This is a genomic window from Terribacillus aidingensis (genome assembly GCF_900215625.1).
Lineage (GTDB): Bacteria > Bacillota > Bacilli > Bacillales > Amphibacillaceae > Terribacillus > Terribacillus aidingensis.
Map to the genome: position 1 here is coordinate 853653 of NZ_OBEK01000001.1, position 14273 is coordinate 867925.

Annotated in this window: 14 protein-coding genes; 10 read left to right on the forward strand and 4 right to left on the reverse strand. The window is 44.1% G+C overall.

The features are described 5' to 3' along the window. The 7 genes from CRO17_RS04040 to CRO17_RS04070 all read left to right on the forward strand — a co-directional run bounded on the left by CRO17_RS04040 (position 1) and on the right by CRO17_RS04070 (position 8418). Positions 1-2385: a heavy metal translocating P-type ATPase gene (locus tag CRO17_RS04040; protein ID WP_097039484.1), complete on the forward strand. Its 2385-nt coding sequence runs from the start codon at positions 1-3 to the stop codon at positions 2383-2385. A 29-nt stretch (positions 2386-2414) separates the two neighbouring features. After that, positions 2415-2621, forward strand: coding sequence for a copper chaperone CopZ (gene copZ, locus CRO17_RS04045; RefSeq protein ID WP_097039485.1), 207 nt, complete (start codon positions 2415-2417; stop codon positions 2619-2621). A 287-nt stretch (positions 2622-2908) separates the two neighbouring features. Then, positions 2909-4183: an ABC transporter substrate-binding protein gene (locus CRO17_RS04050; protein WP_097039487.1), complete on the forward strand. Its 1275-nt coding sequence runs from the start codon at positions 2909-2911 to the stop codon at positions 4181-4183. Positions 4184-4196: 13 nt separating this feature from the next. Continuing rightward, positions 4197-5525 (forward strand): carbohydrate ABC transporter permease, encoded by a 1329-nt coding sequence (locus tag CRO17_RS04055; protein ID WP_097039489.1) that lies wholly within the window; start codon positions 4197-4199, stop codon positions 5523-5525. Positions 5526-5544: 19 nt separating this feature from the next. Then, positions 5545-6366 carry a carbohydrate ABC transporter permease gene (locus CRO17_RS04060; RefSeq protein WP_097039491.1) on the forward strand — a complete coding sequence of 274 codons (822 nt, stop codon included), beginning with the start codon at positions 5545-5547 and terminating at the stop codon, positions 6364-6366. 25 nt (positions 6367-6391) lie between these two features. Continuing rightward, the gene (locus tag CRO17_RS04065) at positions 6392-7453 is read left to right on the forward strand and encodes a Gfo/Idh/MocA family protein (RefSeq protein WP_097039492.1); all 1062 of its coding nucleotides are present in this window, start codon (positions 6392-6394) and stop codon (positions 7451-7453) included. Then, on the forward strand, positions 7450-8418 hold the full coding sequence (locus CRO17_RS04070; protein WP_097039494.1) for a sugar phosphate isomerase/epimerase family protein: 969 nt from the start codon (positions 7450-7452) through the stop codon (positions 8416-8418). Before CRO17_RS04065 ends, CRO17_RS04070 begins: the two co-directional genes overlap by 4 nt. Before the next feature lie 300 nt (positions 8419-8718). Here CRO17_RS04070 and CRO17_RS04075 read toward each other — a convergent pair whose 3' ends face one another. From CRO17_RS04075 to CRO17_RS04090, 4 genes are all read right to left on the reverse strand, one after another. Then, positions 8719-9219 (reverse strand): hypothetical protein, encoded by a 501-nt coding sequence (locus CRO17_RS04075; protein ID WP_097039496.1) that lies wholly within the window; start codon positions 9217-9219, stop codon positions 8719-8721. Positions 9220-9280: 61 nt separating this feature from the next. Beyond that, a complete protein-coding gene (locus tag CRO17_RS18000; RefSeq protein WP_097039498.1) occupies positions 9281-9547 on the reverse strand; it encodes a DUF4176 domain-containing protein in 267 nt (88 codons plus the stop codon). 63 nt (positions 9548-9610) lie between these two features. Further along, a complete protein-coding gene (locus CRO17_RS04085; RefSeq protein ID WP_097039500.1) occupies positions 9611-9847 on the reverse strand; it encodes a hypothetical protein in 237 nt (78 codons plus the stop codon). A gap of 672 nt (positions 9848-10519) precedes the next feature. Continuing rightward, a complete protein-coding gene (locus tag CRO17_RS04090; RefSeq protein ID WP_097039502.1) occupies positions 10520-10774 on the reverse strand; it encodes a hypothetical protein in 255 nt (84 codons plus the stop codon). A 320-nt stretch (positions 10775-11094) separates the two neighbouring features. Between CRO17_RS04090 and CRO17_RS04095 the strand changes: the two genes are divergently transcribed. The 3 genes from CRO17_RS04095 to CRO17_RS04105 are packed head-to-tail and all read left to right on the forward strand — an operon-like array spanning position 11095 to position 14247. After that, positions 11095-11955 carry a MurR/RpiR family transcriptional regulator gene (locus CRO17_RS04095; RefSeq protein WP_245864589.1) on the forward strand — a complete coding sequence of 287 codons (861 nt, stop codon included), beginning with the start codon at positions 11095-11097 and terminating at the stop codon, positions 11953-11955. Positions 11956-11964: 9 nt separating this feature from the next. Further along, positions 11965-12855, forward strand: coding sequence for an N-acetylmuramic acid 6-phosphate etherase (gene murQ, locus CRO17_RS04100; protein ID WP_097039506.1), 891 nt, complete (start codon positions 11965-11967; stop codon positions 12853-12855). Between the two features lie 15 nt (positions 12856-12870). Next, positions 12871-14247: a PTS transporter subunit EIIC gene (locus CRO17_RS04105; protein ID WP_097039508.1), complete on the forward strand. Its 1377-nt coding sequence runs from the start codon at positions 12871-12873 to the stop codon at positions 14245-14247. Positions 14248-14273 lie beyond the last annotated feature (26 nt).

Genomic DNA, 14273 nt, shown 5'->3' on the forward strand with positions numbered 1-14273 from the left:
GTGAGCGAGACTAATCATACAACGCTTGCTATTACAGGCATGACATGTGCTGCATGTTCGAATCGAGTGGAAAAAGTGCTTAATAAGATGGACGGCGTAGATGCCCAAGTTAATTTAACGACAGAAAAAGCCACCGTTGATTATGATACGAACAAAGCATCGATAGAGGACTTAACCAAGAAAATCGAAGCAATCGGCTATGGCGTTCAAACCGAAAAAGCTGAGTTCGATATCACTGGCATGACTTGTGCTGCCTGCTCCAGTCGGATTGAAAAAGTGCTGAACAAGCTAGATGGCGTAAAGAATGCATCCGTTAACTTAACGACAGAAAGTGCCGTTATCGAATACACTACAGGCTTAATTGAACAGCAGACTTTGATTGAGAAAATCCGCAACCTTGGTTATGATGCCAAGCCAAAAGCAGAAGCGGAAGAAAGCCGGTCGCAGAAAGAAAAAGAATTAAAACGGAAGAAAACAAAATTAATCATTTCAGCCGTTTTATCTGCGCCGTTATTACTTACGATGCTGGTTCATTTGTTTGGTATCAGCTTGCCTAGTATATTGATGAACCCGTGGTTTCAGTTTGCCTTAGCAACGCCTGTTCAGTTTATTATCGGCTGGCAATTTTATGTGGGAGCTTATAAAAACCTGAAAAATGGCGGAGCTAACATGGATGTGCTCGTTGCACTCGGCACAAGCGCTGCTTATTTCTACAGTTTGTATGAAGCAGGGAAAACCATTGGAAACCCTGGCTATATGCCGCATTTATATTTTGAAACAAGCGCTATTTTAATTACGTTGATTTTATTTGGAAAGTACTTAGAGGCTAGAGCGAAAAGCCAAACAACAAATGCTTTATCCAAATTGCTGCATCTGCAAGCAAAAGAAGCACGTGTGATAAGAGATAGCAAAGAGATGATGATTCCTGTAGATGAAGTAAAAGCGGGCGATCATTTACTTGTAAAGCCAGGCGAAAAAATACCGGTGGACGGTATCCTTGTGAAAGGCAGGACGTCTGTAGATGAATCGATGCTGACAGGAGAATCGATTCCGATTGAAAAAGATACCGGAGCAGGCCTTATTGGTTCTACCATGAATAAAAATGGGTCCATTGAAATGGAAGCAACGAAAGTCGGAAAAGATACGGCGCTTGCATCAATCATTAAAGTGGTCGAAGAAGCGCAAGGCTCAAAAGCGCCAATTCAACGGCTCGCTGATATAATTTCCGGTTATTTTGTGCCGATTGTTATTGGCATTGCACTTGTGACGTTTGTGATTTGGATTGCCTTTGTCGAACCGGGTCAATTTGAACCTGCTTTAGTAGCAGCGATTGCTGTGCTCGTTATTGCTTGTCCATGTGCATTGGGTCTTGCAACGCCAACGTCCATCATGGTGGGAACAGGGCGAGCGGCAGAAAGCGGCATTCTTTTTAAAGGCGGAGAGCATTTAGAAAGAACGCATCAATTAGAAGCAATCGTGCTCGATAAAACAGGGACGATCACAAAAGGAAAACCGGAAGTAACAGATTTTACTGGTGATACCGAAGCATTGCAGTTATTAGCCAGTGCAGAAAAAGGCTCTGAGCATCCATTGGCGGAAGCCATTGTCGCACATGCTGCAGAGAACGATCTTCCTTTCTTAGATGTAGACGACTTCTCAGCTATACCCGGGCACGGTATCGAAGCGACGATTGCCGGAAAGCCAATACTTGTTGGAAACCGTAAATTGATGCATGACCGCCATATTGACATGGAGGGCGCTGAAGAGGCATTAACCAGCTACGAAATGAGCGGTAAAACTGCTATGTTACTTGCTGTTGACGGAAACTATCGCGGTATCGTGGCAGTAGCAGACACAATCAAAGAATCGGCACCAGAAGCGATCCAGCAATTAAAAGAGCTCGGCATGGAAGTAATCATGCTGACAGGAGATAATGAAAGAACAGCGCAAGCCATTGCCAACCAAGTTGGTATCACCCAAGTTATTGCAGAAGTACTGCCAGAACAAAAAGCGGATAAAGTAAAAGAAATTCAATTACAAGGCAAAAAGGTCGCCATGGTTGGAGATGGTGTCAACGACGCACCAGCACTCGTGACAGCAGATATCGGGATTGCTATCGGTACAGGAACTGAAGTGGCAATCGAAGCTGCTGACGTCACGATACTTGGCGGCGAGCTGCTGCTCCTGCCAAAAGCGATAAAGATCAGCCATAGCACTATCCGTAATATCCGCCAAAATCTATTCTGGGCTTTTGGCTACAACACAGCAGGAATTCCAGTCGCGGCTATTGGATTACTTGCGCCGTGGATTGCCGGTGCCGCAATGGCTCTGAGTTCTGTAAGTGTTGTAGCAAACGCCCTGCGATTAAAACGGGCAAAACTATAAATCCGTACCTTTAAAGGAGGTGAAATAGCATGGAACAGACACTAAACGTACAAGGCATGTCCTGTGGTCATTGTAAAGTATCCGTTGAAGGAGCCTTGCAGAAACTTGATGGCGTATCAGCAGCAGAGGTCAATCTGGAAGCTGGTACAGTTGTTGTATCTTATGACGAAGCAAACGTTACAGTTAATACAATGAAAGAAGCTATTGAAGACCAGGGGTATGATGTTACTGCTTAAGCATATAGAATTGATGTAAAAAACGAACTAGCATGAATCTGTAAAAGGATTTAGCCTAGTTCGTTTTTTTGTATAAAGACGTCTGTGTTGTTAGCTGAATCAACTGTGCTGTCGGGAAAGTTCTATTCCAGCCGCACACGAATATAATTTGTAAGCACAGGTGTAATTGCAATTGTATTTGGTTTAATAAATAGAAATGAATGGTTTTTAGGCTTAATGTTTTTAGGTTTAGGGTACTGGAGTAAAGACTTATGAAAGCGTTTACCAAATTGCGAGGAGGAGCTGTGATGAAGCGAGGCTTTCTGATGGTTGCCCTACTGGCCGGTCTGGGGCTGGCAGGCTGCTCTGCTTTTACGAGCGGAGATGGCGCGAGTGATGACAAAGTACAGATTACATATGCAAGGGGGACAGATACAACTGGCGCCACAGATATATTAGTGAAAGAGTTTGAAAAGGAGCATCCAGACATTGACGTTGTTGTCCGAGAGATGCCATCCGATTCAGGGCAATCCCATAACCAGTATGTGACAATGTTCAGCGGCAGAAGTCCGGAAGTAGATGTATTTGATGCCGATATCGTCTGGTCCGCAGAATTCGGTCAGGCAAATTATGTGCTGCCGCTTGATCGTCTGATTGAAAGGGATCAAATTAATATGGACGCGTACTTCCCAGCTACAGTAGAAGCTGGCCGTTATAACGGCAGACAATATGCGATGCCTGGTTATGCGGATGCTGGGCTGCTTTATTACCGAACAGACATAACCGATCAAGTACCAAAAACATGGGATGAGCTTGAGCAGCTTGCTCAGGAGAATATGGGGAAAGAAGGAGCAGAATTCGGATATTTAATGCAGGCAGCACAGTATGAAGGGATTGTAACCAATGCGATTGAGTATATCTATTCCTATGGCGGGCAGGTGCTTGATGCGAATGGGAATGTGGTAATCAATAGCCCAGAAGCGATTGAAGGCCTCAATAAGATGATCGACATAGCAAATAGTAACTTTGTTCCGAACAATGTACTTAACTTTAAAGAGATTGACACAGAGTCCTCTTTCAACGAAGGAAATGCCGTATACGCGAGGAACTGGCCTTACATGAATGATACGGCGAATGATGAAAACGTATCAAAAGTAGCCGGGAATGTTGGTATTGCGACCATCCCTGCCGGCACCGCCGGAAATGCTTCTGCTTTAGGGGGCTGGATGCGAATGATTAATCGTTACTCAGATGAAGTAGAAGCGTCTTGGACTTTTGTGAAATGGATGAGCGGAGAAAAAGGCCAGAAAATCAGCGCGCTTGAAGGCGGAAAGGCTCCGACGATTGAAGCTTTATACGATGATAAAGAGATTACCGATGTTAGTGCAGTACTCGCGAGCGAGGACTTTTACAACTCCTTGCAAAATGCGATCCCCCGCCCAATTACACCAATCTACCCAGAAATATCTGATATCATGCAAATCGAAATTTCACGTGCTCTAGCCGGCGAGATTACCGCAGAGGAAGCGGTGAAACGGATGGAGACGAAAATGCAAGCTGCGTTGGAATCCGTAAATCAATAAAGGAGCTGAGCGTATGAAGCAACCGAAAAAGAGACGGTTCCAGCTGAATGAACGGCAGCTTGGTTACGCAATGGTCGCACCGTCTATTATTCTTATTGCAGTTATCATTATCTGGCCTATCTTGTTATCCGCGTGGAACAGCTTATTCGATTACCGCCTCAATGACCCTTCCAAAGCGGAAAGAATCACTTCTTTAAGTATCAATCTCGAAACATATGCCGATAATCGCTATCTTGTTTATGACACGATGGAAGCTGTCAGAGACACAATGCCTGGCGCAGAAAGTACATTAGACAACATCACTTCCGCATTAGATGAACAGCACGAAACTTTGTTAAAAACAGATGAAGGACTTGCGGATCGCTATGAAGAAGTCAACACTATGCTGGAAAATTATCAGCCTGTCAATGATGATGATCTCCGGCTGACAGAAATTCCGGAAGCATGGACAGATGGCTTTACTGCAGCGTTGGATGAGCAAACCGCAGCCGTTCAAGCGTTGCGGGAAGATGCGCCTGAGGGTGCCGTTCAGCCGCTGACAGATTTAGAGTCCCAGCTGTCTAATACGAAAAATGCCGTCTTGGAGCCAAACTTTGTCGGAGTCAAAAATTATACCGAGTATCTTGGCAATGGCAGAACATGGACAGCAATGCTGAACACGCTGTTGTTCACTGTTGTGACAGTTGGCGTTGAGCTTGCTATCGGTATGCTAGTTGCCTTGCTGATCAACCGTGTGTTTATCGGACGCGGACTTGTTCGGGCTGCTGTATTAGTGCCTTGGGCAATACCGACAGCGGTTGCTGCAATGATGTGGACATTTCTTTTTGACGGACAATCCGGCATCATGGCCTACTATATGGCGCAGCTTGGTATTATTGATGATCCAGGCGTCTTGCTTTCTACTGGAGCAGGCGGTATGTTTTCGGTCATGTTTGCAGATATCTGGAAAACAACGCCGTATATGGCACTTTTGCTGCTGGCTGGCTTGCAGACAATCCCGCGTTCGCTGTATGAAGCAGCGGCGGTTGATGGAGCTAATAAGTTCCAGCAATTTTTCTCCATTACGTTACCAATGATTCGTTCGGCAATTTTGGTAGCTGTCTTATTCCGCGCATTAGACGCATTCCGTGTGTTTGATTTGATCTACGTGCTTACTGGGGGCGGACCAGCGAACTCAACGGAATCCATCAGCGTCTACGCGTATAAGCTTTTGTTCGAACAGCAGAATTTCGGTGCCGGCTCCGCATTGAGTGTGATTGTATTCTTGAGTGTTGCCTTGCTCAGTACGATCTTTATCAAGCTTATCGGTTCTGATTTGTTCAGCGGAAGGTTAAAACAATAAGACAAAGGAGGAAAATAAAATGACAAAACGTGCCGGTATCGGCTTCTACATTCTCTTGATTATCTTCGTATTTTTAGTCATGTTTCCGTTCATATGGGTGTTTCTGACGTCAATTAAACCACAAGGAGAGATCTTTTCCTCCTTCCAATGGTTTTCAAGTAACATGACATTCGAAAACTATGCATCTGCTTTGGAAACACGCCCGCTGCTGCTGTACATGCTGAATAGCTTTGTTGTAGCAACACTCACCACGATTATCTCCATCATTGTGGCATCTTTTACAGCTTACGCGGTTACCCGGCTGCCAATTAAGTTTAAAGGATTGATCCTCGGACTCGTCCTGGCAGCGTCTATGTTTCCGCAAATCGCCGTACTTTCACCAATCTTCAACTTTGTTACAGATGCGGGTTTGCGCAATAGCTATCTCGGCTTAGTCATTCCGTATATTACAATCAGTTTGCCGCTGGCGATTTGGATATTGTCGACATTCTTTATTAAAATTCCGCTTTCGCTGGAAGAATCGGCAAAACTGGACGGAGCAACTCCTTTCCAGACTTTCCGGAAAATTATCTTCCCGCTGGCTGCACCAGGCGTATTTACAACCGCTATTCTTGTATTTATCGCAGCTTGGAATGAATATCTATTTGCGCTGACGATTAATACCGAGGATAGCTGGCGTACAATTCCGGTCGGTATCTCTTTCTATCAAAGTCAATTTAGTGTTCCTTGGGGAGATATTACGGCCGCTACCGTTATTGTAACCATCCCGATTGTCGTTCTCGTCCTTCTGTTCCAGCGCCGAATTGTTGCTGGACTGACAAGCGGATCCGTTAAAGAATAATAGACTTGGAGGTACTGTTTATCTTATGAAAACATTACGTGTTGGAGTTGTCGGACTAGGAAGTATCGCACGCAACCGCCACTTGCCGGAATTGGAACAAAACCCGCATACCGAAATCACTGCTGTTTGTGATGTTGTGCCAAGCCGTTCAGAAGAAATCGCCAAAACTTATCAAGCGACAGCATATACCGAATACGAAGAATTGATTGAAGATCCCCGTCTTGATGCAGTTATCGTTTGTGCAGCCAACCATCTGCATGCCCCTATCAGCATTGCAGCTTTGCAGGCAGGAAAGCATGTGCTTTGTGAGAAACCAATGGCAACCACACTTGCGGAAGCTGATGAAATGATTGCAGCGCAAAAGGAAAGCGGAAAGCTATTGCTGATTGGACATAATCAAAGCTTTGTTCCGTCTCATAAAAAAGCGCGTGAGCTGATTCAAGCAGGTGAGCTTGGCAAGATTTACAGCTTCCGAACAACATTCGGTCATGGCGGTCCCGAGCAATGGAGTATTGATGGAAAAAACAGCTGGTTCTTTGAAAAAGATAAAGCGTACATTGGTGCACTCGGTGATTTGGGTGTGCATAAATCCCACTTAATTGAATTTCTGCTGGATGAACCCATCCAAGAGGTAGCGGCGTTTGTTGACACACTGGCAAAGCCTTATGCAGACGTAGACGATAATGCGGTCGCCGTTCTGCGCACAAAATCTGGTATTATCGGCACACTCACTGCAAGCTGGTCGTATGTAGCAGAGGAAGACAATTCTACGATAATTTATGGCGAAAAAGGAATAATCCGCTTAGAGGACAGCCCGGATTATTCCATGGTAGTCGAATATCAAAACGGCGATAGAAGCTACCATTCTCTCGGTGCAATCCAGACAAATGACACAGATACACAGACAAATTCAGGTGTGGTAGACGCGTTTGCCAGCTGTGTACTGGAGAACAATTCGAATTGTCCGATTACTGCAGAAAAAGGGCGCTCTGCACTGGCGGTTATCCTTGCTGCATTAGACTCCAATAGTACGAAAAAGATTATTTCTCTGACGGGCGAAGCAATTGAAAAGGGGGAACAAGCATGAAGCTAGGCGTCTTTACCGTTCTGTTTCAAGAGCTGTCATTAGAAGATATGCTGAAGCGTGTCACAAAAGCTGGGTTAGATACTGTGGAAATCGGTACTGGCGGATATCCCGGCAATGCACATTGCCCGATTGATGAGCTGCTGGAGAGCGAGGAAGCGCTCAAGCAATACCAGGATACGTTTGAGAAGTACGGCGTAACCATTGGCGCGTTCAGCTGTCATGGCAATCCAATTTCTCCGGACAAAGCATTTGCGGATGAATCAGATTGGCTTTTGCGCAAAACAATTAAACTTGCCGCAAAAATGGCCGTTCCTGTTGTAAACTGTTTTTCAGGTGTAGCGGGTTCAGAGGAAAGTGCCACAAAGCCTAACTGGCCAGTAACAGCGTGGCCGACTGAATACGGTGATATCTTAAACTGGCAATGGGAACAAAAGTTAATTCCTTATTGGAAGGAACTTGGCACCTTTGCCGAAGAGCATCAAGTAAAGATTGCCTTAGAATTGCATGGCGGATTTCTCGTACACACGCCATACACCATGCTCAAGCTGCGCGAACTCACAAGTGAAGCAATCGGAGCCAATTTCGATCCAAGCCACATGTGGTGGCAAGGCATTGACCCAACCGCCGCCATTAAAATTCTCAGCAAAGCCGGCGCCATCCATCACTTTCATGCCAAAGACACATTCATTGATCCCGACAACGTAAACATGTACGGTCTAACCGACATGCAGCCTTACAGCAGCATCAAAACACGCGCATGGAACTTCCGCACCGTCGGACTCGGCCACAGCATAGAAGAGTGGAATAACATGATCAGCGCACTCCGCACCTACGATTACGATTATGTAGTAAGCATCGAGCACGAAGATTCCCTCATGTCTATTGAAGAAGGATTCCAGCGTGCTGTTGATAATTTGAAGAATGTAGTGATTACAGAGCCTGCTACGACGATGTGGTGGAGTTGATAAAGAGCACTTGCCCCGGCAAGTGCTCTTTTTGTGATGACAAACAGATATCTCTAAAATTGAATATGGTAAGCTGTAATCGTGATAACATTACGTATCAATAAGTAATTTTTTGGAGGAGATACTTTGAAGTTAGTAGCCAAATATAGTTATAGTCTTATATTAATTTTACTAGCTATATCAGCGGTTACAAGTCTAGTGTCAGAGAATGCGGTTCTGAAAGATATAGTACCTGTATCCGTTTTCGTGCTAGTAGGTATCATCATTTTGGTCAGACGGAAAGTAGCTAAAGAAAAAGAATTAATATTTAGGCACCATAGATCGATACCAAAGAGCCAAAACACAAGTACCAAAGTGCAGGAAAGCAGCGATTGATAACGGCATTAATCCTGTGTCAAGAGGACCATTTGGAATAACCCAGAAAATAAACAAAGGGAATACTATGATGCCAAAGATACTGAATACGATGGTATGAACAAGAAGGATAATCCGCAGCGCCTTCTTAACAAAGGATTTTAGCTGTATGATAGATTCGTTATTTTTATTGTGAATATCTTTGTCAGATGTTGCGGCTGGTCGCTTGAAAGATCTAGCTCTAATCCACCAAGCAATGAGGCATGAACTGTAAAGAGGTACTAATAATAATGCAACAAATGCAATCATTTTTAGAAAACCAACATTGGGCGGTTCGTACATTAGTATAGTAGCAACTGGTATGGTTCCGCCTATACTAGCAAATATAATATAAAGAAAAAGACCAAAACGTATTACCGTATGGAATCCTAAGTTTTCCGGAAACATATGAGCACCTTCTTTTATTGACAATACTATTATTGCAGTAAATTCCTAAAGAGTCATAGAATTATTTTTTTAGCCGGCTATCAGCTTCTTCTCGAAGTTTTTTATCCTCAGGGGTGGAGTAGCCAACATGCAGTACTTCCTCAATATCCTCCCGATTAAAAAAGATGCTGTAATCTGGTCTGATATGGCCTTCTGGAAAGGGTACCGAGATATAATCATAAATTTCTTTGGAATCATATTTCTGCTGCTCATACCCATGAACGACAACAGGCTTCGCCGCTCCTTCTAACTTTACAACTGATCCTAAAGGAATAAGATTAAACTGCAACCTGTAAGAAGCAGGGTAGTTAGTATGGCTGCAAAGATAAACGGAAGTCTTCTTTTCTCTAACCTATATATCCTCTTTTCTAAAGAATTTGGCACGTATAAGCAGTGAAATAATACACGTAACATATAAAGGAATAGCCAAAGTAGCAATTGGCAGTAACGCATCTTGTATTTCCTCTTTCGGTACTACCCAAAGAAGAAAGGCAGCGAAAGTAATGGTTCCGCTTACCCCGGCAAAGATGCTATAAAACAATAAACCAAAACGGATAGCTTTCTTATACAAAGTTTTTTCTATATACAAGGCAGTCGTACTCCTTAACTGTATTTAACTTCAGCTTCTTTCATTGCTGAACACTTTACGTCGTAAGAATAAGCACCTATACAAGTACCATAGAGAACTAACGCCATGATTAATAGCGGAGGACAAGAGGCAAGTCTTCTTTTGGTACCACTCAAAAGATAATTGTTACGAACATACCTGTGCCTAACATGCCTATAGTAAGAGCGTAGATCATAAACTCAATCGTATTATTTTCATGGTGTGGTTTTTATAGGGGCATCGTAGCTCCTTAACAGTTAGCATCTCCTTCTGTTTGCTGCCTAATAAAATAGTAGGATTAAAACATCCTTTGCAAAAGACTTCAATGCGATTAAACTATTGAACGCCATCTACTAATATCAGCAGCATTCCAATTTTACCACATGGAAAATAGTGTTATAAGCAGGGATTGTTTCCTGTTTTTTTCTGTTTGAAATGTCTTTTCATCCTACCGAGTACCTAAAGAAGAACTGGAACGGGAGAAGCAGTCACTTTTATATCTCCGCAGCTCACTTTAGAACTGCAGCATGTAAGAAGGAGGGGGGAGATTAAAATTATGTGAATCCGAGCTAGTTTGGATTTGATGTCTTCCATAAATCATCACAGGCTTTTTCACCCCTTTAAAGTTTAACTACACAAATTGGAATTCATTCATTACTGTTCTTCTTCATTATTTATCCTTACTTTACTAAAATATATAGCCCTTATTAGTAGAGCAATAGCGCATGAACCGTAAATGACCGCAGCCATTATGATTAAGGGGTTTATAATGTATGGTAAATCATCTTTTGGGATTACAAAGTAAATAGCTATTATAAAGCAAACAGTACTAGCTAATCCTATTAAAATACTGTATAAAAGTAATGCAAAACGTATTGCTTTCTTGGACGCTTTTTTATTTTGTAGCATAGTATCTTCTCCTATGGTATCTAATGATTATTAATCTGCTCAAGGTATTTTACCCACTCTAAGTTTCAAAGGCAGCGTAGAAAAGATGAGTAAATGGGTACCGTTCCTACTTAACATTGACTTCATAATTTCTAAAATGAAGGCCCGTACTTTTGCATTTCTGTAGTTTAGATGATTTTATAATCCACTTCAACCTTCATCTCAAGCTCCAATGAAAAAAACGCAGTAAACAATCTTCCCAAACCCCTTCATGAAATTTAGTTTTAATAATATACTCTAACTATGAATCTTAATTTTAAAAAGAAAGCAGGTGATTTTTGATGAAGGGCGGTTTAACACTGCTTCGAGAGAATTTGCAAAGAATTAAGCCTTCTGAAAAGCATGCAGCCAATTACATACTTGCACATCCTGCTGAAGTGGTCCAGCTTACGGTGAAGGAGCTGGCAGATAGGAGTGGGTCAAGTGAAGCGGCGGTTATCCGTCTGTGTAAATCGATTGGTGTGACAGGATACAGAAATCTGAAGCTGAAGATTGTGGGAGATCTACAAAATGTAAGCGATAACAAAGGAGTATTCCATGAAATCAAGCCGAATGATACGGTGGCACATTTAATGGAGGCGATTGCGGAGAAGCATACGCAGTCTATCAGAAAGACGCTGCTGGTTAATGATGCAGCAAGCATGGAAACGGCGGTATCAGCAATCGCTCATGCTCGTAAAATTGATTTTTATGGTGTGGGTGCTTCTTATTTAGTCGCAGAAGATGGAGAACAGAAATTTGGCAGGATTGGAAAATGGTGTACGGCGTATAGTGATGCGCATCAGCAGCTGGCTTCCGCTGCAAATTTAACAGCAGATGATGTAGCTTTTGCGATTAGTTATTCGGGGGAGACGGAACAGCTGCTTCCTGTTCTGAAGCAGGCAAAGAAATCAGGTGCCACAACAATTGCAATGACGAAGGTGGGGCAAAACCGGCTTCAGGAGCTAGCAGAAATCAAGCTGTTTACTGTTGCCAGAGAAGCTCAAATACGCAGTGCAGCTACAAGCTCGCGCATTGTGCAAATGTACGTCATGGATATTATGTACACGGCTGTAGCCGGAAGAAATTATAACCATACCATTGAAGCACTCGAAAAATCACGTCAGGCAATACAGCAAACATTCCAAACGGAACAAAAGTGAGGGAAGCATATGCTAGATAAATTGACGACAGAGAAACGTAATCCAAGCACGATGCAGCTGGATCAGCTTTCTGTAAAAGAAGTGCTGCAGCTTATGAACAAAGAAGATCAATCGGTTCCGCTCGCAGTAGAAGCGGCTTTGCCAGAAATCACAGCAGCAGTAGAACAAGTGATTGCCACTTTCCAAGCAGGCGGCAGACTGATTTACACGGGTGCGGGAACGAGCGGCCGACTCGGTATCTTGGACGCGGTTGAATGTCCGCCAACGTTCAGCACACCAGATTACATGGTGCAAGGTTTGCTGGCGGGCGGAATGTCGGCTTTTCGGAAGGCAAAAGAAGGAGCTGAGGATAATCCAAGTCTTGGAGCAAAAGAGCTAGAGGAAATAGGGTTATGTGCAAAAGACACGGTCATTGGGATTGCAGCAAGCGGCAGGACGCCTTATGTAATCGGCGCACTCGATTATGCAGCAGCTGTAGGCGCTGCTGCAGTCAGCATCGCTTGCAATCGGGATGCGGCTGTTTCCAAGCACGCTCGTATTGCAATTGAAGTGGAAACGGGTCCCGAGGTCCTGGCTGGATCCACACGGTTAAAAGCTGGGACGGCACAAAAGCTGGTGCTTAATATGATTTCGACCGCCAGTATGGTTGGCATCGGAAAAGTGTATGAAAATTTAATGGTCGATGTAAAACCAACGAACGACAAGCTGCAAGAGCGTTCCAAGCGGATCATCATGGAAGCGACGGGTTCTCCTTACAGCCTTGCAGAAGATGCATTCAACCATGCAGATGGTCATGTGAAGACGGCTATTGTCATGCTGCTGCTTGATTTGTCAAAGGAAGATGCTGCCCAGAAGCTAGCGGAAGCAGGAGGGTTTGTTCGGTCAGCGATAAAAGTGTAAAGAGGAGGAATCAGGATGGCGAAGATGAATCAATTGGCGGAGCAAATCCTTCGCGAGGTTGGCGGTTCGGATAATGTGGTTGCTTTAACGCACTGTATGACACGGGTTCGTATGCGGGTGAAGGATGACGCAGCAGTTAATTTTGATGCATTGAAACAAATTGATGGCGTCATGGGTGTTGTCGTGGATGATACGATTCAAATAGTCGTCGGTCCTGGAACCGTTAATAAAGTGACAGATGAGATCAGCCGTATGACCGGACTTGGTGTTGGTGAAGAAGCTGCTGAACTAGATAACCTGACATTTGAAGAGAAGGCGCAAATTAAACGCGAAAAGATGAAGGAAATGAATAAAACACCGCTTAAGTTTTTGCTGCGACGTATCGGAAATATATTCATTCCCCTTATTCCGGGGCTGATCGCTTCCGGTATCATTAATGGCGGGGTGAGCTTTGCGGTCAATGCTGGGGCTGATCCGACACTTGCTATTGTACAAATTCTTCAGCTGATCGGCGGCAGTTTATTCAGCTTCCTCGCGATTCTAGTCGGATGGAACACAGCGAAAGAGTTTGGCGGTTCGCCAGTGCTCGGAGCCATTGCCGGAATGATTCTCTTCAACCCAGCACTCGCCAATATCACCCTTTTCGGAGAGACACTTTTACCAGGACGCGGCGGGTTATTTGGTGTTATCTTCGCAGCTTGGCTGATGAGTTTTATTGAAAAGCGTGTGCGCAAGTTTATGCCAAATAGTATTGATATTATTTTTACACCTATTTTAACTGTACTGTTTGTCGGAGTAGCTTCTTTGCTTGTAATTATGCCGGTTGCCGGTGTGCTGTCAGATGGGATCACTTCTGGTATTAATGCTGTCTTGGATGTGGGCGGCGTTGTTGCTGGTGCTTTGCTAGCTGGGTTCTTCCTGCCGCTCGTTATGGTTGGGCTGCATCATGGATTGACGCCGATTCACGTAGAGCTGATCCAGACATTCACGTTTACGGCATTGCTTCCAATATTAGCGATGGCTGGCGGCGGCCAGGTTGGAGCATCGATTGCCATTTTCGTAAAAACACGCAACAAACGTCTGCGAAACATTATTAAAGGAGCGCTGCCTGCTGGCTTTCTTGGAATTGGAGAACCGCTTCTTTACGGCGTCACCTTGCCGCTCGGCCGCCCATTCGTTACAGCTTGTTTAGGAGCTGCTGCTGGCGGTGCCGTACAGGCCTTGTTTGCAACAGGTGCAAAAGCCATTGGGGTATCTGGTCTATCGTTAATCCCGCTTATTGCAGAAGGGAAATATCTGCAATATATTATCGGTATCGTTGCTGCGTACGTTGCTGGGTTTCTCTTCACCTATTTCTTCGGCTTCAAAGAAGAGATGGCGAAAGACATTTAAGGTAAAGGGCGTCGGCTGGCGCCTCT